Below are 23904 nucleotides of genomic sequence, written 5' to 3' on the forward strand. Positions count from 1 at the left end.
TTTATTGAAATTCCCGCTGTCATTAACCCCATAGCAAAATTATTCGCTCATTTTCCGCACTATGAATAAATGATAATTATTATCGCAACAGTCTTAATTTTCCGCCGTTAAATCTGGTTAATGACCCTCTTTGATAAATATCAACCACCTCTTTTAAAGCATCAGGGAAAATAAGGACATTTTTTATGAGGGAATAATATGTCTGTACCTGAAAACAATGAAGATGCCTTCCCGTCCGGGGTGTCGCGCAGAAGTTTCCTGAAGGCGGGTTCCGCCGCCATCGCCTTGCCTTTTTTGACCTCCCGGCGTGCAAGCGCCTCTACCCCTGGCGCAGAGGCCCCTGCGGTGGGTACGACGCCTGCCGCACGGGTGGTGCAAACCTGCAGTACCTTTGACTGCGGCGGTAAATGCGATATTCGTGCGCATATTGCCGATGGCGTAGTGACCCAAATTACGACCCGGCCGGATGCCGCACTCGATCCCGATATGCCGGTGATGCGAGCCTGTGTGCGCGGTCGTAGCTATCGTAAATTTGTTTATCATCCCGATCGTCTGAAATATCCAATGAAACGGGTAGGTAAGCGTGGCGAAGGTAAATTTGAACGCATATCCTGGGATGAGGCGACAACCCTGATCGCGGATAATATTACCCGCATTACGAAGAAATATGGTCCTGAATCCCGCTTCGTGCACAATAATACCGCAGTCAGCGGCGGCACTTTTTCCGGCGATAAAATGATGCGCCGTTTATTGAACCTGACCGGCGGGCATCTGGAATATTACCACTCCGTCAGTATGGGCAATACCGCCGCCGCCACACCTTATACCTACGGTACGGTCGCTACCGGCAATTCCCTTGATACGTTGCAGGATACCCGCCTGGTGATCCTCTGGGGGCATAACCCGACGGAAACCATTTTCGGCCATACCAACCACTATTTTCAGCAGATGAAGCAGAACGGCACCCGCTTTATTGTCGTCGACCCGCGCTACTCCGATACCGTGTCGTCGCTGGCCGATGAGTGGGTTCCGCTTTTACCGTCAACCGATAACGCGTTGATGGATGCGATGATGTACGTCATCGTCAGCGAAAACCTGCACGATAAAGCCTTTATCGATCGCTATACCCTGGGCTTTGATGAGGAGAACATGCCGGAAGGGGTGCCCGCTAACGAGTCGCTGGTGGCCTATCTGATGGGCAAAAAAGATGGTGTGGTGAAAACGCCGGAATGGGCAGAAAAAATCACCCACGTCCCGGCCCAGACCATTCGCCAGCTCGCCCGCGACTACGCCACCACCAAACCCGCGGCGCTGATCCAGGGATGGGGGCCGCAGCGCCATATCTGCGGCGAGCGCACCGCCCGTGGCTCCACGCTGCTGGCGACCATCACCGGTAACGTCGGCGTAAAAGGCGGCTGGGCAGCGGGCTACGGCGGCATCGGCAACCGTAAGTTTGCCACCGGCCCGGAGATGCCGGACAACCCGGTGAAAGAAAAAATCTCGATCATGAACTGGGTGCAGGCCGCCGATGATGCCAGCAAGGTGACGCCGGAAGATGGCCTGACGGGGGCAACGCAGCTGAAGAGCAATATCCGGCTCCTGTTCTCGCTGGCGGGCAACTACCTCGCCAACCAGAACCCGGATATTCATCAGGCGGTGAAAGTCCTGGAAGATGAATCCAAAATTGAGTTTATTGTCGCAAGCGATCTCTACCTGACGCCCAGCGCCCGCTATGCGGATCTCCTGCTGCCGGAAACCAGCTTTATGGAGCGCTGGAACATTGGCGAAAGCTGGGGTACCGGCAGCTATCTGATTCTGTCCGAAAAGATCGTTGAGCCTGAGTTCGAACGTCGCTCTGACTATGACTGGCAGCGGGAAGTGGCGGCGAAGCTGGGTATCGAAGCGCAGTTCAGCGAAGGCCGCAGCGAGAAAGAGTGGATTGAGCACATCTGGGAGCAGACGCGCCTCTCCATGCCAGATGAACATCTGCCTACCTTTAGCGAGTTACAGCAACAGCGTCAGCATCTGTTCAAAAGCAAACCGCTTATCGCCTTCGAAGCGAACATCCGCGACCCGGAGAATAACCCGTTCCCGACACCATCGGGCAAAATTGAGATCTTCTCAAAGCGGCTCTATGACATGCATAACCCGGACATCCCTGCCCTGTCGCACTACGTTCCAGCCCAGGAAGGCCCTGAAGATGAGCTGACGAAACAGTTCCCGCTGCAGCTCATCACCTGGAAGGGCAAAAACCGCGCTAACTCCACCCAGTACGCCAACCCGTGGCTGCAGGAGGTGCAGGTTCAGAAGCTGTGGATCAACCCGCTGGATGCGGAAAAACGCGGCATTCGCCAGGGTGACACGGTCCGTATTCATAACCAGCGCGGCATCTGCCAGGTGCCGGCAGAAGTGACCGTCCGGATCATGCCTGGGGTCGTCGCCATGCAGGCTGGCGCCTGGTGGCTACCGGACGCTAACGGCGTCGATCTCGGCGGTTGTCCAAACGTTCTTAGCTCGGCGCGTATCACTCCGCTTGCTAAAGGTAATGCTCATCAAACCATGCTTGTGGAGGTCGCAAAGTATGACGCAGCAGTTTAATGATTTTCCACCCGTCAGCGATAAACAGCTGGGGTTCTTTATCGACTCGTCCCGCTGCTCAGGCTGTAAAGCCTGCCAGGTGGCCTGCAAGGATAAACATAATCTCGAGGTGGGCCGTCGCTTCCGCCGCGTTTACGAGGTGAAAGGCGGCGGGTTTATCCCAACCGGACAGGGCGGCATGGCGCAGAACGTCTTCGCCTATACCCTGTCGATCTCCTGCAACCACTGCGCAGATCCGATCTGCACTAAAAACTGCCCGACAACGGCCATGCACAAGCGGCCCGGCGACGGCATCGTGCGGGTTGATACCCGCAAATGTGTGGGCTGCGGCTACTGCGCCTGGTCGTGTCCTTATGGCGCGCCGCAGATGAATGAAGAGACGGGCCAGATGTCCAAATGCGATTTTTGCGTCGATCTGCAGGCCAAAGGAGAACAGCCGATCTGCGTCGCTACCTGTCCGCTGGGTGCCATCAAGTTCGGCCCGATTGACGAACTGCGCGCCCGCTACGGCAGCGTCTGTGATGTGCAGGGACTGCCGGATTCATCCATCACGCATCCTAACCTGGTGATCAAGCCACACCAGGGCGCTGAGAAAGAGGAGCAACCGCATGCATGAGTTGCCGTTACTGATATTTACCCTTCTGGTACAGGGTTCCGTTGGCATCACGCTGTTCCTCACGCTCGGCGCGGGTGCGGCAAAACCGCTCCCGCAGGCAACGCGTCAGCTGCTGCCGGTATTGCTGACAGCCTGCGTGATGGGTGGCCTGGGGTTAATCGCCTCCACCCTGCACCTGGGCTATCCGCTGAACGCCTTTAACGCGCTGCGCCACGTCGCCAGCTCGTGGTTAAGCCGTGAAATCGTCTTTGCCAGCTTCTATCTGGCTGTGCTGGGGCTGTGTACGCTGATCCTGCTGGTGAAAAAGAGACTGGTCAGCGTCCTGTTACCCATTGCGGCGCTGCTGGGGCTGATTGACGTCTGGTGCATGAGCGCCATCTACGCCAACAGCTCTATCATCACCTGGATGCACTTCAACACCTGGCTGATGTTCTATGGTGCGGTGGGCATCCTCGGCGCGGTGGGGATGGCCTGGCTGCCGATCCTCAACACCGGGCCGGTAATGCAGACGCGCAATACCCTGTTACGCCTGGCGGTGGTGTGCGTGGTGGGCATTGTCGCGATCCGCCTGCTGGCGCAGCCGGCATACATGGATTATCTGGCCAACGCGCCGCTGAAGAGCGTGGTGACCCTGCCTCATCAGCCGCTGGAGGCATTTGCCCGGCTCGAAGGGCTGCGCCTGGTCTGCTGGGTCGCCTCTGTCGTCGGAGCGGTACTGTTTGCCGTAAGCGGCTGGCGCAACCGCAGAACCGGGCTTCTGGCCGGTGGCGTGCTGCTGGTGCTGGCGGAGATCGCGTTCCGCTTTGTTTTCTTTAACATTCACTGATGGCTATTTTTCGCCTTAACGCTAAGCCCCCTGCGCCCCCTGGCGTGGGGGCTTCTTGTTTGCGCCGCACCTTCCCTCGCCACCCCTGCCGCGCCTGCGCAGACGCGTGCCCGGTGGCGGCTATTACCCTTTCCGCCGCCGGGCAGACGATCGATGACGCAAGCTGTCTGCGCTGCGGTAACTGCCTCTTTCCGTGTCCCACCGACGCCCCGGAAAATCTGACTCCCACGCTCAGGAACTATCAGGCCGATCGCTTAGTCGCGCCGTTTTCAGCCTGCATAACCGCCGATGAATTACTGATGTGGCATTTCCAGTATGCCATCCGGGGCGTGGCGCTGGAGAGCGCCGATCATCCGGTGTGGGTCCGGGTCGTCGCCGAATTAAACCTCACCCTGCGGCAGCTCCGGGAGCCGGAGTGGCAGATTTTTCCGCCGACGCCCCGCGCCGTTAACCCGCTACGTCGTCACTGGCTGCACATCCCCGAGGAGAACGTCCAGTCAGGCCGGGTCAGCGCCGGTCGCCGCGCCCGCAGAGCGTTATTATCGTCCTTCAGCGAGTATCAGCTCTCCTTGTCGTTGTCCCTGTGTATGGCCTGCGGCGCCTGCGCCAGAGCCTGCCCTGAAAATGCGCTTCAAATAACTGAGACGGCGCTGGCGTGGGACCCTGCCCGCTGTACGGGCTGTAACAGTTGTACCGCTGTCTGTTTTTCCGCTGCGATCCGCATTGAGCACCAGCTACAGGCCGCAACGCCACAACGCTATCCGTTTGCGGTAAAAACCTGTCGTAGCTGCCATCACACCTTCTACACCTTCTCCCCTGAGGCGGATCGCTGTCATATCTGCCAGCGCCACGCTTTCGCAATGCGGGAAGCGTAACCCCTTTAATGTTGCCATTTTGTTATGCAAAATGGCTCTCTCCCCCTACACCTTCTCACCAGGTCTCCCCTGATAGTGCATGTAAGCGACAGATTTTATTCGATGCTTTACTAAAACCGATGAAATGTTAATGATATTTTGCTATCAAGTTATCAAAATTAAATAACTTTTCTTGTCACGCTGAAGGCTCTGTTTTTAACATCGCTTATGGAAAAAAATGGCTTGTTTTCTCAGCGCATTCGTCTGCGCCATCTTCATACTTTTGTGGCCGTCGCTCAGCAGGGTACGCTTGGGCGCGCGGCTGAAACCCTTAATCTGAGCCAGCCTGCGCTTTCAAAAACGCTGAACGAGCTGGAGCAGCTCACCGGCACGCGGCTGTTCGAACGCGGGCGCCTGGGCGCGCAACTGACGCTCATGGGCGAGCAGTTCCTGACTCATGCCGTCAAAGTCCTGGATGCCCTGAATACCGCGGGCCAGTCGCTGACGCGGCGTAACGATGTGGTGCCCGATGTCGTGCGCATTGGTGCCCTGCCCACCGCGGCGCTGGGCATTTTGCCGGCGGTCATCGGCCAGTTCCACAAGCAGCAGCGCAACATCACCTTGCAGGTCGCCACCATGAATAACACCATGCTGCTGGCGGGCCTGAAGTCGGGCGAGCTGGATCTGGGGATCGGCAGAATGTCGGACCCGGAGCTGATGAGCGGCCTGAACTATGAGCTGCTCTTCCTGGAGTCCCTGAAGCTGGTGGTCCGTCCGCGCCATCCCATCCTCAACGATACCGTGACCCTCAGCCGGGTGATGGAGTGGCCGGTGGTGGTGTCGCCGAAAGGCACCGTGCCGCGCCAGAATGCCGAAACCTTGCTGCAAACCCAGGGATGCAAACTGCCACCAGGCTGCATTGAAACCCTCTCGGCCTCGCTGTCGCGTCAGCTGACGGTCGATTATGACTATGTCTGGTTTGTCCCGTCCGGGGCAGTGAAAGAGGATCTGCGTCAGGGCACGCTGGTGGCGTTGCCGGTGACGACGCCCGGTCCAGGCGAACCGATTGGGGTATTAACCCGCGTGGACGCCCCGCTCTCCGCCGCCACCCAGACGCTGCTGAGCGCGATACGTAAATCGATGCCAGTCTAATCTCACCCCTCTCCAGCCCGTCGTGATGACGGGCTTTTTGTTTCCATTACTCAAATAATGCGAAATCATTCATTAACAATTGCACTAAACAATTTAACAGATTTATCATACCCGCCGATTTCACCAAATGGTTCATTTTAATAACACAGCGGTGATCTCTCAGGCGCCACAATGGCGTCATGCCCGACATTTTCATTAAGGATCTTCTCTTCTGTTACCCATTTGGTTCAGGTTTGAATCTGCCCTGGCCAGAGAAGAGGCGATTATTTCAGGAGACAGAAATGGCTATAGGTAATTCGCTACGTGGGTTCCCCCGGTTCCTGCAGTGGCTACTGGTTGGTCTGATGGCGATCATCGGGCTGGCCGTCGGTGGGCTGGGCTTTAAGCTCGCCACCGTAGGGGGAAGCTGGTACTTCCTGATCATGGGCGTGGTGATGCTGATCGCCGCATTCCTGATCGCACGCGGGCGCACCAGCGGTATTCTCCTTTACGCGGTGGCGTTTATCGCCTCGCTGATCTGGGCCGTAAGCGACGCAGGCTGGGATTTCTGGCCGCTCTTCTCACGCCTGTTCACTTTTGCGGTGCTGGCGTTCCTGGCCGCCCTTGTCTGGCCGTTCCTGCGCGGCGCAGATCGTCCGGTCAATAAAACCCCGGCGTTCGGCGTTGCCGCCGTGCTGGCGGTGTTGATGCTGGTGAGCCTTGGCTGGATGTTTAAACCGCAGACCCTGGTTGCCGCTAACGAACCCGTACCGGTAAAACCGGTGGCCGCGCGGCAGCAGCAGAAAAACTGGGCGCACTGGGGTAACACCACCCACGGCGACCGCTTTGCCGCCCTGGATCAGATTAACAAGCAGAACGTGAGCGATCTGAAAGTAGCCTGGGTTGCCCACACCGGCGACATTCCCCAGAGCAACGGCTCCGGGGCGGAAGATCAGAACACTCCGCTGCAGATTGGCGATACGCTCTACGTCTGTACGCCCTACAGCAAGGTGCTGGCGCTGGATGTCGACTCCGGCAAAGAGAAGTGGCGCTATGATTCCAAAGCCACCGCGCCAAACTGGCAGCGCTGCCGTGGTCTGGGCTATTTTGAAGAGAGTGCAAATGTGACAACGTCACAGGCTGAAACCCAGCCTGCTGCCTGTCCGCGTCGTCTGTTCCTGCCGACCACCGATGCCCGTCTTATCGCCATCAACGCCGATACCGGCAAGCTGTGTGAGGACTTCGGCGAGCATGGCGTGGTCGATCTCAGCGTCGGTATGGGTGAAGTGAAGCCTGGCTACTATCAGCAAACCTCCACCCCGCTGGTGGCGGGCAACGTCGTGGTGGTAGGTGGCCGCGTGGCGGATAACTTCTCCACCGATGAGCCGCCGGGCGTGGTGCGTGCCTATGATGTGCACAGCGGCAAGCTGGCCTGGGCCTGGGATCCGGGTAACCCGAACATCACCGGCCTGCCACCGGAAGGCCAGACCTATACCCGCGGGACGCCGAACGTCTGGTCAGCCATGTCCTATGACGCGAAGCTGAACCTGATCTACCTTCCGACCGGTAACGCCACCCCGGACTTCTGGGCCGGTCAGCGTACCGAACTGGATGATAAATACAGCTCCTCCATTGTGGCAGTGGATGCCACAACCGGTCAGGTACGCTGGCATTTCCAGACCACCCACCACGATCTCTGGGACTTCGACCTGCCGTCGCAGCCGCTGCTGTACGATCTGCCGGATGGTAAAGGCGGCTCCACGCCAGTGCTGGTGCAGACCAGCAAGCAGGGCATGATCTTTATGCTCAACCGCGAAACCGGCCAGCCGGTGGCGAAGGTGGAAGAGCGTCCGGTGCCTGCCGGAAATGTTGAAGGCGAGCGTTACTCCCCGACCCAGCCATACTCCGTCGGCATGCCGATGATTGGCAACCAGACCCTGACCGAATCGGATATGTGGGGCGCTACGCCGGTTGACCTGCTGCTCTGCCGCATCCAGTTTAAAGAGATGCGCCACCAGGGCGTCTTTACCCCGCCGGGTCTCGATCGCTCCCTGCAGTTCCCGGGCTCGCTCGGCGGCATGAACTGGGGCAGCGTCTCGGTTGACCCGAACAACAGCCTGATGTTCGTGAACGACATGCGCCTGGGGCTGGCGAACTACATGGTGCCGCGCGCCAACGTAGCCAAAAATGCCAGCGGGATTGAGATGGGGATTGTGCCGATGGACGGGACACCGTTCGGTGCGATGCGCGAACGCTTCCTGTCGCCGCTGGGTATTCCGTGCCAGAAACCGCCGTTCGGCACCCTGTCTGCCGTGGATCTGAAGTCCGGCAAGCTGGTGTGGCAGGTGCCGGTAGGTACTGTAGAAGATACCGGTCCGCTGGGCATCCGCATGCACATGCCAATCCCGATTGGCATGCCGACGCTGGGCGCGTCGCTCTCCACCCAGTCTGGCCTGCTGTTCTTCGCCGGTACGCAGGATTTCTACCTGCGCGCGTTCGATACCGCCAACGGGAAAGAGATCTGGAAAGACCGCCTGCCGGTGGGCAGCCAGTCCGGGCCGATGACCTACGTGTCGCCGAAAACCGGCAAGCAGTACATCATCATCAATGCGGGTGGCGCGCGTCAGTCTCCGGATCGCGGGGATTACATCATCGCCTATGCGCTGCCTGATAAGCCGTAATCGCCTTTAACCGTCGAGCCGGCTACCTTTGTGGCCGGCTTTTTTATTTCTACGGCTTAGCGGAGAGAGAATTTTCGATCCAGGTTGCCGTCTTGCCGTTCTGGTAACTCACCACCAGGTTCTGATGGACGCCTGCTGGCCAGCAGCTGCGTAAGACGGCGCGTTTTGTCTCCTCGAAGAAGGGTTTATCCCCTGCGGCTTCGTAATCCGTCGCGCGGCCATTGAGCTTGACGTTAAACGAAACCGTCACCCTGCCGGAATAGTTCTGCGCCGCGGCCTGCTCAGGATAGCGCGGCTGCACCCGGTATACGTCGCCGTCGCAGTCCGCCTGCCCGTTATCGACGGTCGATGTGCTGCCGCCCACCGGGAAAGATAACCCGACCCCCACTCCGCTGCTCCCCCCGCCGCCGCCGATCCCGATGCCGCCCACCCCCACGCTGCCGCCGGAGGCACACCCGGCCAGTAACCACGCTGTGCAAACCACCTGCGTAAATCGTTTCATCGTCCTGTTCCTCTTTAGCCCTTACATCCATCATAGCGGGGAATAAAAAAAGGGTTCATGTCGAAACATGAACCCTTTTTTGCCCGGCGGCGCTTCGCTTGCACGGGCCTACGGTTTTGTAGGCCGGGTAAGCGCAGCGCCACCCGGCAGGATGCGGCTGGGGATCAGAAGGTTTCCCAGTTATCACCATCGGCAACGGCCGGGCGCAGCGGTGCGGCTGGCGCGACAGGCGCCGCTTTACTGCTGCTGCGGGCCTGGCCCATACCCTGCAAGCGGAAGGCGCCTACCGCTTCGGTCAGACGGGCAGCCTGATCTTCCAGCGAGGCCGCCGCGGCGGAGGCTTCTTCCACCAGCGAGGCGTTCTGCTGGGTCACTTTATCCATCTCCGAGATCGCCTGGCTGACCTGCTCAATGCCCCGGCTCTGCTCGTCGGAAGCGGCGGCAATCTCCAGCATGATATCGGTGACGCGTTTAACCGCTTCCACGATTTCGCTCATGGTGTTACCTGCGGCAACCACTTCCCCGGAGCCCTGATCGATGAGCGAAACCGACTCGCTGATTAGCCCTTCAATCTCTTTCGCAGCGTTGGCGCTGCGGCTGGCCAGGGTGCGGACTTCGCTGGCGACCACCGCAAACCCGCGCCCTTGCTCACCGGCACGGGCGGCTTCCACCGCGGCGTTCAGCGCCAGGATGTTGGTCTGGAAGGCGATGCTGTTGATCACCGCGGTGATTTCGGAGATTTTCTTCGAGCTGCTGGAGATGTTGCCCATGGTTTTCACCACCCCGGAGACCATCTGGCCGCCGCGGCTGGCTTTACCGGAGGCATCTTCCGCCAGCTTGCTGGCGTGGTGCGCGTTATCGGCGTTCTGCTTCACGGTGGCGGTCAGCTGTTCCATGCTGGCAGCGGTCTGCTCGATAGCGGCGGCCTGCTGTTCGGTACGTGATGAGAGATCGGTGTTACCGGCAGAGATTTCGCTGGTGCCGCGGTAGATCTCTTCCGCGCCCTGACGCACGGTGCCCACGGTATTCACCAGCGAGCGCTGCATGGTTTGCAGATCGTGGGTCAGACGGCCAATTTCACTGCGCCCGGTCTGCTCTTCTGGCAGCGTCAGATCGCCTTTCGCAATATGTTCAATGCGGGTTGCCGCACGTTGCAGCGGGTTAATCACCGTGCGACGCAGAACGATAAAGGTGATCACCGTCAGCACCAGGGCCAGACCAAAGGCACCGATCATAAACATTAGCCCCAGCTGGGTGCGGGTGTGCGCCTGTTCGGTGAGCATATTCGCGCGTTCGGTACGGATCTTGATCGCTTTCAGCAGCACCTCGTTATAAGCATCATCCAGCGGACGCGCCGTCTCATTTTCGTGGTTGATGATGGCTTCAAACATGCCGTTTTTGGCATATTTCAGCATCGGCTGCATGCCATCAATGTAGGCCTGGTAGTTGGTCTTCAGATCGCCATCCAGCGCTTCGTCCGCCGGGGTGCGAACGCCACGGCTCATGTAGGCGGCAAAACCGGCCTGGGACTGTTTAAGGCGCTGCTCTGCTTCCGCGATGTTCTTTTTCATCTCATCCATTTCGGCGATACGGCTGGCAGCGCCCGCATGGATCATGTTGATACGCGCCGTGCGCAGATGGTTTGAACTGTTTGACAACCCGGTACGGACCTGGATCTCAGCCGTTACATCCTGCTGATCTTTATCTGCCTGGAGTAAAAAATAACCTGCCAACCCCGCGCTCAGGGCAAACAGCAAAATAATGCCACCCAAAATCGAGGAGAAAAGCGGAAGCAGCCTGATGTGATGCAGGAAGCCCAGCTTATGTTGCGCCCGAACTGTTGTTGTTTTGTCCATAGCCGTAGACTCTCTCATAGGTAAGATGCGTGGAAACACGCCTGTAAAGTAGTCATCGGCACGACAGAGAATTTGATTACGGCTAAAATCGCAACACTGGTCACACTTTCGCAATGATTTTTAAAGAGATGTAGTCCCGCTGCCCATAAAGGCGCAGCGGGAGAGAGAAGGTTTATCAGTTATCGCCGAAATGGATAACGGTACGGATGGATTTCCCTTCGTGCATCAGATCGAAAGCCTCGTTGATCTGATCCAGCGGCAGGCGGTGGGTAATGAACGGATCGAGCTGAATTTTGCCCGCCATCGCGTCCTCTACCATACCCGGCAGTTGGGTGCGCCCTTTTACGCCGCCAAACGCGGAGCCACGCCATACGCGGCCAGTCACCAGCTGGAACGGACGGGTTTTGATCTCCTGACCCGCACCGGCCACGCCGATAATCACGCTTTCGCCCCAGCCCTTATGGCAGCACTCCAGCGCGGCACGCATGACGTTGACGTTACCAATGCACTCAAAGCTGAAGTCGACGCCGCCGTCGGTGAGTTCAACAATGACCTCCTGAACGGGCTTGTCGTAGTCGTTCGGGTTGATGAAGTCGGTCGCGCCCATTTCACCCGCCAGCTTGAATTTTTCCGGGTTGGTGTCCACCGCCAGAATGCGTCCGGCTTTCGCCTGTACCGCCCCCTGGATCACTGCCAGACCGATGCCGCCCAGACCGAATACCGCCACGGTATCGCCCTCTTTCACTTTGGCGGTGTTGTGGACGGCACCAATACCGGTGGTGACGCCGCAGCCCAGCAGACAGACCTTATCCAGCGGCGCCTGCGGGTTCACTTTTGCCAGCGAGATTTCAGCGCAGACGGTGTATTCGCTGAAGGTGCTGGTGCCCATGTAGTGATAGATCGGCTCACCGTTGTATGAGAAACGGGTGGTGCCGTCCGGCATCAGCCCTTTACCCTGGGTGGCGCGCACCGCCTGGCAGAGGTTGGTTTTGCCGGATTTACAGAACTTACACTCGCGACACTCAGCAGTGTACAGCGGGATGACGTGATCGCCCGGTTGCAGGCTGGTGACGCCCTCGCCGACTTCCACCACCACGCCACCGCCCTCATGGCCGAGCACCGCCGGGAAAACGCCTTCCGGATCGTCACCCGACAGGGTAAACGCGTCGGTGTGACACACGCCGGTGTGGGTGATTTTGACCAGCACTTCACCCTTCTTTGGTGGCGCCACATCAATTTCAACGATTTTCAACGGCTGGCCTGGGCCAAATGCAACAGCAGCACGTGATTTCATCTTGCTTTCCTTTTAGTGATGTCAGGTGTTTATTTTAGATAAGAGCGCAGCAAATGGCCGACTTCCGCCATTCTTACAGCCCGCTGATCGGCGGTGGTATCGCCCGTCACCAGCTCATCTTTGAGGTGAATTTCAACCATCTCGCCCATCAGCCCGTTTGCGGCGCCGCGCACCGCGGCGATTTGCTGCAGGATAGCAAGGCAAGGTTCGCCGGACTCAAGCGCCCGCTCCAGGGCATCGACCTGTCCGCGAATGCGGCGCACGCGCGTCAGGACACGTTTTTTGTCTTCAGGTGAATGTGGCATCGGAGGGCTCCTGGATACTGTAGGGGGGTATACTATTTTATTTTACACGGAGCTGCAAACGGGAATGTTCAGAGAGGTGTCGCAATGAGACGGGGAAGTCAGGTTGGGGCAGGTGTGAGGATACTTCAGAAGATGCTGCTGCCCTGGTTAAGGGCAGTTTGCGTCGGCTATTTTACCAGACCTTTATTATGCGGGTGCCACCGGCGTAAGTGATGCTTAAATATCATCCTGCGTGAAACCCACAACAATTTCGAGCGTATTGCGTATGACGTCGGCAGCCTCTTGATCCGCTGTTTGTTCAAGCGCGTAAATTAGCTGAAGAATAATTTGCTTATTAGTGAGGTTATCACCACTGAGAATAATACATCTTATCGCTGAACCTAAGATGGCAGACTCCACGGACAAGGCACCGCCGGCTGAACGGAAGTAGGATGCCAGCGCCTGATCCTGAAGGGCATTGAAATGCGGTGTGTGCTGAGAAATATTAGGTTGCATATTATCCACCCAAAGATTAATGTTTTTTATCGTATTTATGCTGAGTATCATTCACCATAAGATGGTGCATTCTGTTGACATAACAATGACTTCTGTATTCTGTCTGTACGCCACGACTGGATTTAACCTTTTGCTCAACCTCTAATGCTGCCGCCGACAGTGCACTTCGTCGTTCAACATCACGCTCTGTGCTGGCCATAATTTTCAGTTTTACTGCCAGCGTCTTAAAATTTATCGGACCGTTGTCTTTTAAAATTAACAACACAGCTTCGCCAATAAGATCGTCCCTCAGCTTTTCAGATTTCGTTCTATGCATAACTGTTCTCACGCGACTGAACGTAGCCGGGCTACCTCTCATCGCTATCAATATACTATTTTGCGTAAGATGCTTTTCCACTTTGCGCAAACGCCTATATCGACTGCTTTAAGACACAGAAGCGCTAACACTCTCTATCGTTCAAAAAACAGTGCGATCAGCTCATTATAGTGGGCAATTTCTGCTTCATCTTCCGTCTCTTCTACCCGGCGTAATAACCTGGTACAGATAGCCAGTCGGCTCAGGTTACGTCCCTCATTCAGAATCTCACCGACAATGAGCCCCAGCGTCTCCTGCTGGCTACGCAGACTGGCTTTATTAAAATAGGCGGTGATTGCCTCAGCTGAACTTTGGCGCGAACTGTTACCTCGCATAGATGCTCCGGATTGACATTTAGGTTAGGAGTTAAAGTGATGTTAAAATATACCAAACCGCTATAGTTGTACATGGTGCGTGTACAAGTTTTTGCGATTTTACATAGCAACCTAAGTTAATTTTAAAAATATCAACGCCTTAAAAGGCATTAAAAATTATCTGGCGTTCAAAGCTTACAAAAAACTATTTTCAGTAAGCGATTAATTAATAAGACTTAAGAATCTTCCATTAATCATGGAACTCCGCTTGAAAACAGCGCTTCCCGCGCATCATAAACTGCCCTACTAACCGCTCAGTTCTACATCCAGGTTGTACAGCTTCGGCCACGTCAATGACACTTTAATGATTAACATGATTCCGGGAGCGTGGAGGGGGAAAAGGCTGAGCGTAACCTGACGCTTTTCAGCATAACCTTAAGGCAATATTTGCAATCCCCTACCATGCTTAGGCTTTTTGTCTATAAGGAGCCCACGCTATGAGACGCCTGTTTACCTCAATTTTCTCCAGCCCTGAGTCGCTGCTACAGGTGATGAGTCAGCAGGAGATTATTGAGGCCGTGGAGGACGGGGACCGCATCATTATCGATCAGGATGGTAACGCCTCGGTCAACTATAAAAGTAAAGAGGTGCGACAGGACTTCCTGCGCCATGTTAACGCGCTGAAGAGGGCCTGATATGGGAACAGCGATCTTTATGGTACTGATGGTGAGCGGATACTGGTACACGAGTCGCGACCTCTCCACCCGGTTTAAAATTAAGCGCTCCTTTGGCTGGGATGTCTATTTTCTGGTCGCGCTGTACGGCTGTATCTTCGTATTGCAGGGCGTGATCGCCACCGGCCTGCTTTGGCTGTTACTGCTCGGGCTCTCTTACACTGCCAATACCTTCCACTTAACCGCGCAGGACAACGCCAACTGGCAAGTGGATTTTATGAACTGGAGCTTCCTGGGCATCCAGGCGCCGGTAGTGGTGATGCTGGCTTTTGCCATCCTGTTTTGTCTCTACCGCTCGAACTGGGCGGGCAGCGCCAGGCTGGACGGCGAAGGCCGCAAGCAGCTTTACAAGCGCCTGTCACAAGCAAGCGGGATTGAGCAGTTGCTTTATCAGTGCATGGAGGAAGGCGAACTGGCGCTGGTGACGCTGAAATCGCGGCGGATTTATATCGGGATGATCCATACCGCAACCCTGGAATATGAAAAGACCGCTAACATCGTGCTGATCCCGATGCTGAGCGGCTACCGCGACGGCGAGACGCTGAGCCTGCGCATTGAGCATAACTACAGTAAATGGTATGCCGACCACGATATTACGCTCGATTCACAGCCTAAAAGCGCCATGGCGTTTCGCAAGGTCATCATGCTGGATCAAATTGAAAGCCTTTCACTTTTCGACCCCGCCAGCGCCAGTGCGCTGGATCTGGAACGGCATGCGGAGAGTGCAGAGTGAAATTTTTTCACCATCATGAAGATGACTCATGTTGCAATGAAATTTAGTCGCTTTCACTCCCTCCCCGGCTCTGGCATAACTTAAGCCATATTAACGTATTAGCAACATACAGACTGACTTCTGTAACCGCGAGGGGATTTCAGTCTTTATGTCAGAGCCGGGAAACATCACCATGAATAACGCTTTCACCTTCACGATTACCCACAGTCGTTTCGATGAAAATTACAACCCATCCGAAAACACGCGGATCACCACTAACTTTGCCAACCTCGCCCGCGGGGAAAGCCGTCAGCAGAACCTGCGCAATACGTTAGTGATGATTGACAATCGTTTCAACGCCTTAGCGCACTGGGACAACCCGAACGGCGATCGTTATTCCGTAGAGCTGGACATCATCTCCGTAGAGATGAATATCGCGGGAGAAGACAATCACGCCACCTTCCCGGCGATTGAAATCTTAAAAACCAACATCATTGATAAAAAAACCCACGAGCGCATTGAAGGGATCGTCGGGAATAACTTCTCCTCTTATGTCCGGGATTACGATTTCAGCGTTCTCCTGCCGGATCATAATAAACAGCAGACGACCTTTACCATTCCGGCTGATTTTGGCGAACTGCACGGCAATATCTTTAAGCACTTCGTTAATTCCGATGAATATAAGGCTAACTTCAGCAAGCCGCCGGTTATCTGCCTCAGCGTCTCCAATAAAAATGTCTATCACCGCATCGGCAATGCCCATCCTGTTTTAGGCATTGAGTACCAGCAACAGGGCTCTTCATTAACAGAAGCGTACTTCAAAAAGATGGGTCTGCAGGTGCGCTACTTTATGCCGCCCCACAGCGCCGCGCCGCTGGCGTTTTTCTTCACCGGCGATTTGCTGAGCGACTACACCTTCCTGGAGCTTATTGGCACCATCAGTACGATGGAGACATTCCAGAAGATTTATCGTCCTGAGATCTATAACGCGAATTCGGTCGCCGGGCACTGTTACCAGCCCAGCCTGACTAACGAGGATCACTCCCTGACCAAAATTGTTTACGACCGCGAAGAGCGTAGCCAGCTGGCCATTGAGCAGGGGAAATTTACCGAGAAACACTTTATCAAACCGTACAAAACTCTGCTTGAGCAATGGTCTGCTCAGTACGTGCGTTGATTCCATTAAAACAATAAGGTCACCTGTTATGAAAACATTGCTCCCCACCTCCACTGCCGGCAGCCTGCCGAAACCCTCCTGGCTGGCACAGCCGGAGACCCTCTGGTCGCCGTGGAAATTGCAGAACGAAGAACTGCTCGCCGGTAAACAGGATGCGCTGCGTTTGTCCCTCGACGATCAGCTGCGGGCTGGCATTGACATCGTCAGCGACGGTGAGCAAACGCGCCAGCACTTCGTCACCACCTTTATCGAGCACCTCAGCGGCGTCGATTTTGAGAAACGCGAAGTGGTTAAAATCCGTAACCGCTATGATGCGAGCGTACCGACCGTCGTCGGCGCCGTGGCCCGTCAGAAGCCAGTGTTCGTTGATGATGCGAAATATTTACGCCAGCTCACCACCCAGCCAATCAAATGGGCGCTGCCGGGTCCGATGACCATGATCGACACGCTCTATGACAACCACTACAAAAGCCGGGAAAAACTGGCCTGGGAGTTTGCAAAAATTCTCAACCAGGAGGCCAAAGAGCTGGAAGCGGCCGGGGTCGATATTATCCAGTTCGACGAACCCGCCTTTAACGTCTTTTTTGATGAGGTGAATGACTGGGGGATCGCCGCCCTGGAGCGCGCCATTGAAGGGCTGAAGTGCGAAACCGCCGTCCACATCTGCTACGGCTATGGCATCAAAGCCAACACCGACTGGAAGAAAACGCTGGGTTCAGAGTGGCGCCAGTACGAAGAGGCGTTCCCCAAACTGCAGACCTCGAATATCGATATCATCTCGCTGGAGTGCCACAACTCGCGCGTGCCGATGGATCTGCTGGAGCTAATCCGCGGTAAAAAGGTGATGGTCGGCGCCATTGATGTGGCAACCAACACTATCGAGACGCCAGAGGAAGTGGCCGCTACGCTGCGCAAAGCGCTGCAGTTTGTGGATGCCGACAAGCTCTACCCGTCGACCAACTGCGGAATGGCTCCCCTGTCCCGTCAGGTGGCTAACGGCAAGCTCCATGCGTTAAGCGCAGGGGCGGAGATTATCCGCCGGGAGCTGGCGGCGCGATAAGTCTTCAGGCCGGGCAAGCGCAGCGCGTCCGGCTTTTCCCCTCTCATCTCTCTGCTTCGCCTGCATTAATCAGCTTTCAAGTGCAGCGACGATAGTAGCTTCCATTTTCTCCGGGGTGGTCATCGGTGCAAAACGTTTGAGCGGTTTGCCGTCGCGTCCGATAAGGAACTTGGTGAAATTCCACTTGATTCGTCCCCCCAGTACGCCGGGCAACGCCTCTTTCAGATAACGAAACAGAGGATGCGCTGTTGCGCCATTGACCTCCACTTTCCCGAACATCGGGAAGCTGACGCCGTAATTGACGTGACAGGTCTGGGCAATGTCGTCCGCGCCGCCAGGCTCCTGCTTACCGAACTGATTGCAGGGGAAACCCAGCACCACCAGCCCCTGGTCGGCATACTTTTTGTAGAGTTTTTCAAGACCGGCGTACTGGGGTGTAAAGCCACACTGGCTGGCAGTGTTCACCACCAGCACCACCTTCCCCGCATAGTCGGCCATAGAGATGGGCTGACCGTGCAGGCTGGTGGCCGTAAGTTGATGAAAGGTCGTCATCTGGGATCCTCAGTGCAGAACGTTTTCAGGCGTGGAGGATTATAGGGCCTCATCCTGGATATGTCCGCTTCTGACCGGTATCGAATCTGCCAGCAATAAGAAAAATACCCGGAAGATAATGACAAATGAAAAATGCGATCTAAGATTTTTACCAAACAAAACTGAGAACATGGAGTCGAGGATGACGATTGTTTTATTCACCGCGCTGGCCTTTGTGCTGATTTTGGCCGGGCTTATTTGCCTTCTGAAGCAGTTAATCGATGGAATTTGTCATCCGGAGGGGTCTTAAACCCGCCTGAGATGCCCGATGCTTGACGCAGCATCATCCCGGTAGATATTCCCGTCAATACGCCTGATTCTGGTGTTATTCCATCTACTCGTTTTTCGGTTACCGGGCAGCCAAAACGCTTCACCTTTACCGATGTGGTGGTGACGCGTTAATCGCTCTTAGCACAACCGTCCGCCGCAGAGGTTACGGTTCCGGGAAATTCACCCTCTATACTTAAGAAAACCACCGGAGGTAACTATGTGCGGACGTTTCGCCCAGGCGCAGACCCGGGAAGAGTATCTTGCTTTTCTGGCGGATGAAGCAGACTGCGATATCCCCTACGACCCGGAACCCATCGGGCGCTATAACGTTGCGCCCGGCACCAAAGTGCTGCTGCTCAGCGAACGCGACGATCTGTTGCATCTCGACCCGGTATTCTGGGGTTACGCCCCTGGCTGGTGGGATAAAGCCCCGCTGATTAACGCCCGACAGGAGACCGCCGCCACCAGCCGGATGTTTAAACCGCTATGGAACCATGGCCGGGCGATTGTCTTTGCCGACGGCTGGTTCGAGTGGAAAAAAGAGGGGGAGAAAAAACAGCCCTACTTTATCTCCCGTGCCGATGGACAGCCCATCTTTATGGCCGCGATCGGCAGTACACCGTTCGAGCGCGGGGATGAAGCGGAAGGATTCCTGATTGTGACCGCGGCAGCGGATAAAGGGCTGGTGGATATTCACGACCGACGACCGCTGGTGCTGACGCCGCAGGCGGCACGTGAATGGCTTCGCGAGACGGTAAGCAGCAAAGAAGCTGAAGAGATAGCGCAGACCGGTGCCGTTCCCGCAGATGATTTCCACTGGCATCCTGTCACCCGGGCGGTGGGAAACGTAAAAAATCAGGGGCCAGAATTAATCAATAAAATAAGCGAGCCGTAAAAATAAAGCCCGCTATTTTTCAGAAATAACGAAACGGCAGTTAATATAAAAGCGTCGTCAACGTAGCGGCAAAATCATTTATCGGGAGGGCCAGCATTAGCCCCCCTTTAACACCTAAACCACCTGTTTTGGCCAGCGTCTTCTTTTTGGCATTGGCACGCATGAGTGTGCGGTGAGTCGGGTTCCACAGACGGAACAGACAGCACCATGAGGTTGGGTTTGCGTAGGGCTAAAAGAGGTAAAACGAAACCGCTTGCTCGTGCAAACCGGGCACTCAAATTTTATGTTGGGAATAGCCCCTCCGGGCAGGTGTGTAGAGCCACCACCATAGCGCAATTATTGATCGTCCAGGGATATATCTTTCCTGTTCGACAAATATTTACTTTCAGGCTTTGCATTGTTTTGGTGAAAGCCATTTATTTGACGCGCAGTAAATCCGAAAAACGTGTGGTATATCGCGGGGACAACATTTCCCTTTTCATTTGCCACTGCTGCTCTATTCCCTGCCCCGCAAACCAGATTGTTCCGCGCCCTTGCTCATTTAATTTGTCGACGAGAGCCATCAGCTTTTCGCTATTGCGGCGCGGCGGATTTTCATCAAATAAATTAAGCTGCGCGACGCCCGAGCTGAAAAAATCCCCCAGCATGACGCCCGCTTTTTGATAGCGTAGCCCCTCTCGCCAGATGAGATCCAGACAGCGCGTCGCCGCGTTAATGATGTCCCGGCTGTCTTCGGTTGGCGTCAGCAGTTTGACGGAGGCGCTATTGCCGTAGTAAGGCTCGTTCAGCGCAAACGGCGAGGTCTTCACGAAAGCCGAAATAAACCGGCAGTACTGATGCTCGGCCCGCAGCTTCTCGGCGGCGCGGGCGGCGTAGCTACAGATGGCCTGGCGCATCGCCTCATAGTCTGAGATCCGCTCCCCGAACGAGCGGGAGCAGATGATCTCCTGCTTGTGCGGGGCAAACTCTTCAAACCCCAGGCAGGACTCGCCGCGCAGCTCGCGAACGGTGCGTTCCAGCACCACGCTGAAATGCTTGCGGATCAGGTCGGTGGGAGTGTTCGCCAGATCCAGCACGGTATGAATGCCCATCGCACTGAGCTTTTTACTCAACCGTCGCCCGACGCCCCATACCTCTTCGACGGGCAGCGCCGCCATCAGCTTTCGCTGACGCTCAACGCCGGATAAATCGACCACGCCCCCGGTCTGCCGCTGCCATTTTTTTGCCGCAAAGTTCGCCAGTTTGGCGAGGGTTTTGGTGGGCGCGATCCCTACCCCGACGGTGAGGTGTGTATGTTGCAGTACCGTTCGGCGGATTTCGCGGCCAAAGGCGTCCAGATTGTAGCAGTTACTGACCCCAGTAAGATCGCAAAACGCCTCATCAATCGAGTAGATCTCGACCCGCGGAGCGATCTCTTCCAGGGTGGTCATCACCCGATGGCTCATGTCAGCATACAGCTCATAGTTACTGCTGAAGGCGACAATCCCGTGGCGGCGGAAGATCTCTTTCTGTTTGAAATAAGGCGCCCCCATCGTCACCAGACCTTTCGCCTCGGCGCTGCGGGCAATCACGCAGCCATCGTTATTCGACAGCACCACCACCGGGCGCCCTTTCAGATCCGGGCGAAACACCGTCTCGCACGAAGCATAGAAACTGTTCACATCGACAAGCGCAAACATGATTATTTGCGCCCTTTAACGGGCGCAGCAACGTGCGGGAAGGTGAATAGCATAGTCTCAAATCCGTTTAACTGTATATATATACAGTATCAGTGATTTTACGAACAAATCAAGGTGCTTACCGGCACAACGGTTGAGACTATGGTTCAGGTTAATAACCAGAGACGGTTATTTACAGGCCACCAGATCGGCCATCTGCTTAGCATCCGGCAAGCCGACGATCTGCTGCAGGGCGCGATCTTTATTCAGGTAATAGATGGCAGGCGTGCCGCTGGCCCCCAACTGCGTCATCAGCTGCTGGTTATGCTCTATCTGCTTAAACACCGCAGGTGGGGTATCACTCGTCAGCGCCGGTTTGGTTTTACCGTCGCTGCTCTCCATCTCATACCACACTTTAGCCGGATCCTTCGCGGAGAGGATGGCCGCCGCATACTGCGCGCTGTCCGGGCGGATCACGCCCACCAGCAGGGTTGTGGTGTTGATGCTTTTATCCTTGATAAAGGGCTGCGCCTGATGCCAGAACTTATTGCAGTAGGGGCAGAAAGGATCGGCGAATACCACTACCTGACATTTCGCGTCCGCGCTGCCCTCTTTGATCCCCGGCGCGGCGGTGAGCTGTTTCCACATTTCGCGCCCGGCGGGAATATAGATCTCCTCGTTGATGATCTTCTCGCTCAGGTTATTGCCCTGGGCATCATACATATAGCCTGAAACAACATGTTTTTTATCCGGCGTGAGATAGAGCGTGACGCCCATGTCCTGATATTTGCCCAGCCACCCTTCTACGCCGCCGGGCGCGCTGAACGGCTTGATGATTTCAATGCCCTGTTTCTGGATTTGCTTAACAGGTTCGGGTAAATCACCGGGCTGCGCCTGCGTGGCGGCGCTGAACGTCAGAATCAACAGGGACAGGATCTTCTTCATTATTTTTCCTCAGTAAAATCAGATGGTGTAGCCGCCCCGGCCTTCGCCAGCGCGGTCAGTAAGGCCTCTTTGCTCAGCAGGGAGGGCAGAACATGCCCCTGCGGAAGTGAAGGACCAAAAATGGCGTTAAACGGAATGCCGCTGGCGCCGTAGCGCCTCAGGAACTGCTCGATTTCCGCCGAGGGCTGGCTCCAGTTGCCCTGCAACAGGACCATGTCGTCGCGGTTTAAAGCCGCCACTACCTCAGGGCGATGAAGCACCATAACCTCATTAACCCGGCAGTTCAGACACCAGTCAGCGGTGATATCTACCAGCACGCGCTTTCTGGCAGTCAGGGCCTCGCTGAGCGCGGCCTCACTCAGCGGCTGCCAGTTGAGGGGAGAATCCTCCTTCCCCTGAGGTTGCGGCGCCAGAAACGCATACAGCCCGGCGCCAAACAGGACGCCAAACGCCAGGCTGCGCAGATTCTCTCTGTGATGCGGCATGGCCTTTGCGCAGCGGTAGAGGAACAACGCCACCATCAGGCCGCCGCCAATCAACACATAGCGTGCGCCCCACTCTTTGACCAGCAATGACATCAGCCAGATGCCGGAGCCCAGCATCAGGAGCACCAGCACCAGACGCAGTTTCCCCATCCAGGGGCCGGGCTTCGGCAGCCAGCGCGCCACGCCGGGGGCCATGGCGATCGCCAGCCAGGGAAGGCTCATCCCGATACCCAGCACCAAAAAGACCAGCCACAGTTGATGGACAGGTGCCGCCAGGGCGAAGGTGACGGCCGTGCCGAGGAACGGCGCCGTACAGGGCGTGGCGAGCAGGGTTGCAAACGCGCCTTCCAGGAAACTCCCACCGATGCCGTTCCCACCGGCGGTAGCCAGCCGGGTAGTGAGCGTGGAAGGCAGGCGGATTTCCAGCAGGCCCGCAAGGCTGAAACAAAAAATCCACGTCACCAGCACCATCGCGCCAATAAACCACGGATTCTGGAACTGAAAGCCCCAGCCAATCCAGGCCCCGGACAGCCGAAGACCGGTAACGACCGCCGCCAGCACCAGAAACGAGAAGATGATCCCGCCCGCCGTCGCCAGAAAACGCAGCCGTGTCTGGCGTCGTGTGCTCCCGGCCAGGGTCATCAGCGACGCGAGCTTGATCCCCAGCACCGGCAGCACGCAGGGCATCAGGTTGAGGATCAGGCCACCCACCAGCGCCACGGCCAGGATCTGCCAGAACGTGGTGGAGGGACCGGGGCTGAGCTCAACCGTAAGCTGCTGGCTCTGCGCACCGTCGCTGACCAGCAGTGCGATCTGCTGTAAACCGTCGGCCGCCAGCGGCTCTCCCTGGCTGTCGCTGACGCTAAACCGTGCGGTCAGGGTGTCGCCCTGAACCGCTGTCTGGAGCGGAGCAAGCGTCGCCTCCGTCGGGTTATCGGTGAAGAGTTCGGGCCGGGACCAGCCTTGCGGCGAGGTCAGTTTCACCGTCAGGGTGTCGCGGTCCGTGGCGACGGATTTAACCGCTATCGCGCCGTGTGTCGCAGGAACCGCCCGCATCGCCTCATCCCAGGCGCTGGCAAAGTCCGCCGACGGACCGGCGGCAAGATTGATATCCAGCGGGAACGTGTTAACCACGCAGAGGTTACTGCACAGCGAAAGCGTCAGTTTCCCGCGCAAACGCTGCACCTCATCGGTGGTGATTTCCAGCGGAAACACCACCCGACGGTCGTAGCCGACCGAACTAAAGCCAGCGGAAGTAAAGCGCACGGGACGCGGCCAGTGCCACTGGGTAGTGGCCCTGGACGCCCACTCTATTACAGGCCGAAAGCCGCCGTCGCCGGGGGTTCGCCAGTAGGTTTTCCACCCTTCATCAGGGGTAACATCCAGCAGCAGGCGAACTTTTCCCTCTGCTGGCGCATCGTGCCAGACCTGCACCTGAGCGTGGGCATTGTCAGGCGTCATCGGCCAGCCCGGTACCGCAGCGCAGGCCGCGGACAGGCTGAACAACAGGAACCACAGGCTCCTGAAAAGCGTTTTCATAGTTTTCTCCG

22 protein-coding genes are annotated in these 23904 nt (G+C 56.5%); 11 read left to right on the forward strand and 11 right to left on the reverse strand.

What is annotated here, in order from left to right; translation table 11 throughout:
* Positions 1-198: 198 nt before the first annotated feature.
* From GNG29_RS11655 to GNG29_RS11680, 6 genes are all read left to right on the forward strand, one after another.
* On the forward strand, positions 199-2598 hold the full coding sequence (locus GNG29_RS11655) for a DMSO/selenate family reductase complex A subunit (RefSeq protein ID WP_156654576.1): 2400 nt from the start codon (positions 199-201) through the stop codon (positions 2596-2598).
* Positions 2582-3214: a DMSO/selenate family reductase complex B subunit gene (locus tag GNG29_RS11660; RefSeq protein ID WP_103179739.1), complete on the forward strand. Its 633-nt coding sequence runs from the start codon at positions 2582-2584 to the stop codon at positions 3212-3214. The genes GNG29_RS11655 and GNG29_RS11660 overlap by 17 nt, the downstream gene beginning before the upstream one ends.
* Positions 3207-4040 carry a DmsC/YnfH family molybdoenzyme membrane anchor subunit gene (locus GNG29_RS11665; protein WP_156654577.1) on the forward strand — a complete coding sequence of 278 codons (834 nt, stop codon included), beginning with the start codon at positions 3207-3209 and terminating at the stop codon, positions 4038-4040. Before GNG29_RS11660 ends, GNG29_RS11665 begins: the two co-directional genes overlap by 8 nt.
* Positions 4040-4915, forward strand: coding sequence for a 4Fe-4S binding protein (locus GNG29_RS11670; RefSeq protein ID WP_103179741.1), 876 nt, complete (start codon positions 4040-4042; stop codon positions 4913-4915). Before GNG29_RS11665 ends, GNG29_RS11670 begins: the two co-directional genes overlap by 1 nt.
* A gap of 207 nt (positions 4916-5122) precedes the next feature.
* Entirely contained in the window at positions 5123-6046 is a 924-nt protein-coding gene (locus GNG29_RS11675) for a LysR substrate-binding domain-containing protein (protein WP_103179742.1), read from the forward strand.
* Between the two features lie 281 nt (positions 6047-6327).
* Positions 6328-8706, forward strand: a complete 2379-nt coding sequence (locus tag GNG29_RS11680; RefSeq protein WP_156654578.1) for a glucose/quinate/shikimate family membrane-bound PQQ-dependent dehydrogenase — start codon at positions 6328-6330, stop codon at positions 8704-8706.
* 49 nt (positions 8707-8755) lie between these two features.
* Here GNG29_RS11680 and GNG29_RS11685 read toward each other — a convergent pair whose 3' ends face one another.
* The 7 genes from GNG29_RS11685 to ycgZ all read right to left on the reverse strand — a co-directional run bounded on the left by GNG29_RS11685 (position 8756) and on the right by ycgZ (position 13848).
* Positions 8756-9208, reverse strand: coding sequence for an energy transducer TonB (locus GNG29_RS11685; protein ID WP_103179744.1), 453 nt, complete (start codon positions 9206-9208; stop codon positions 8756-8758).
* Between the two features lie 164 nt (positions 9209-9372).
* On the reverse strand, positions 9373-11064 hold the full coding sequence (locus tag GNG29_RS11690) for a methyl-accepting chemotaxis protein (protein ID WP_103179745.1): 1692 nt from the start codon (positions 11062-11064) through the stop codon (positions 9373-9375).
* A 175-nt stretch (positions 11065-11239) separates the two neighbouring features.
* Entirely contained in the window at positions 11240-12358 is a 1119-nt protein-coding gene (locus tag GNG29_RS11695; RefSeq protein ID WP_059307835.1) for an S-(hydroxymethyl)glutathione dehydrogenase/class III alcohol dehydrogenase, read from the reverse strand.
* Positions 12359-12387: 29 nt separating this feature from the next.
* A complete protein-coding gene (locus GNG29_RS11700; RefSeq protein ID WP_103179747.1) occupies positions 12388-12663 on the reverse strand; it encodes a metal/formaldehyde-sensitive transcriptional repressor in 276 nt (91 codons plus the stop codon).
* A 216-nt stretch (positions 12664-12879) separates the two neighbouring features.
* Positions 12880-13158 (reverse strand): biofilm development regulator YmgB/AriR family protein, encoded by a 279-nt coding sequence (locus GNG29_RS11705; protein WP_156654579.1) that lies wholly within the window; start codon positions 13156-13158, stop codon positions 12880-12882.
* A 16-nt stretch (positions 13159-13174) separates the two neighbouring features.
* Positions 13175-13474: a hypothetical protein gene (locus GNG29_RS11710; protein ID WP_139156343.1), complete on the reverse strand. Its 300-nt coding sequence runs from the start codon at positions 13472-13474 to the stop codon at positions 13175-13177.
* Between the two features lie 134 nt (positions 13475-13608).
* Complete coding sequence (gene ycgZ, locus GNG29_RS11715; RefSeq protein WP_103179748.1) at positions 13609-13848, reverse strand: regulatory protein YcgZ; 240 nt, start codon at positions 13846-13848, stop codon at positions 13609-13611.
* A gap of 476 nt (positions 13849-14324) precedes the next feature.
* On the opposite strand from ycgZ, the gene GNG29_RS11720 reads away from it, so the two are divergent.
* The 4 genes from GNG29_RS11720 to GNG29_RS11735 all read left to right on the forward strand — a co-directional run bounded on the left by GNG29_RS11720 (position 14325) and on the right by GNG29_RS11735 (position 17510).
* Positions 14325-14522, forward strand: coding sequence for a hypothetical protein (locus GNG29_RS11720; RefSeq protein WP_103179749.1), 198 nt, complete (start codon positions 14325-14327; stop codon positions 14520-14522).
* A gap of 1 nt (position 14523) precedes the next feature.
* Positions 14524-15294 carry a hypothetical protein gene (locus GNG29_RS11725; protein WP_103179750.1) on the forward strand — a complete coding sequence of 257 codons (771 nt, stop codon included), beginning with the start codon at positions 14524-14526 and terminating at the stop codon, positions 15292-15294.
* 172 nt (positions 15295-15466) lie between these two features.
* Positions 15467-16450: a DUF1852 domain-containing protein gene (locus GNG29_RS11730; protein ID WP_156654580.1), complete on the forward strand. Its 984-nt coding sequence runs from the start codon at positions 15467-15469 to the stop codon at positions 16448-16450.
* Positions 16451-16478: 28 nt separating this feature from the next.
* A complete protein-coding gene (locus tag GNG29_RS11735; RefSeq protein ID WP_156654581.1) occupies positions 16479-17510 on the forward strand; it encodes a methionine synthase in 1032 nt (343 codons plus the stop codon).
* 69 nt (positions 17511-17579) lie between these two features.
* On the opposite strand, the gene GNG29_RS11740 is transcribed toward GNG29_RS11735, so the two are convergent.
* A complete protein-coding gene (locus GNG29_RS11740) occupies positions 17580-18062 on the reverse strand; it encodes a glutathione peroxidase (protein WP_156654582.1) in 483 nt (160 codons plus the stop codon).
* A gap of 526 nt (positions 18063-18588) precedes the next feature.
* Between GNG29_RS11740 and GNG29_RS11745 the strand changes: the two genes are divergently transcribed.
* Entirely contained in the window at positions 18589-19266 is a 678-nt protein-coding gene (locus GNG29_RS11745) for an SOS response-associated peptidase (RefSeq protein ID WP_103822097.1), read from the forward strand.
* Between the two features lie 416 nt (positions 19267-19682).
* On the opposite strand, the gene GNG29_RS11750 is transcribed toward GNG29_RS11745, so the two are convergent.
* From GNG29_RS11750 to GNG29_RS11760, 3 genes are all read right to left on the reverse strand, one after another.
* Positions 19683-20945, reverse strand: coding sequence for a Y-family DNA polymerase (locus GNG29_RS11750; protein WP_156654583.1), 1263 nt, complete (start codon positions 20943-20945; stop codon positions 19683-19685).
* A gap of 168 nt (positions 20946-21113) precedes the next feature.
* Positions 21114-21869 (reverse strand): thiol:disulfide interchange protein DsbG, encoded by a 756-nt coding sequence (gene dsbG / locus GNG29_RS11755; RefSeq protein WP_156654584.1) that lies wholly within the window; start codon positions 21867-21869, stop codon positions 21114-21116.
* Positions 21869-23893, reverse strand: a complete 2025-nt coding sequence (locus GNG29_RS11760; protein WP_156654585.1) for a protein-disulfide reductase DsbD — start codon at positions 23891-23893, stop codon at positions 21869-21871. The genes dsbG and GNG29_RS11760 overlap by 1 nt, the downstream gene beginning before the upstream one ends.
* Positions 23894-23904 lie beyond the last annotated feature (11 nt).

The sequence above is a fragment of the Leclercia sp. Colony189 genome, assembly GCF_009740165.1.
Lineage (GTDB): Bacteria > Pseudomonadota > Gammaproteobacteria > Enterobacterales > Enterobacteriaceae > Enterobacter.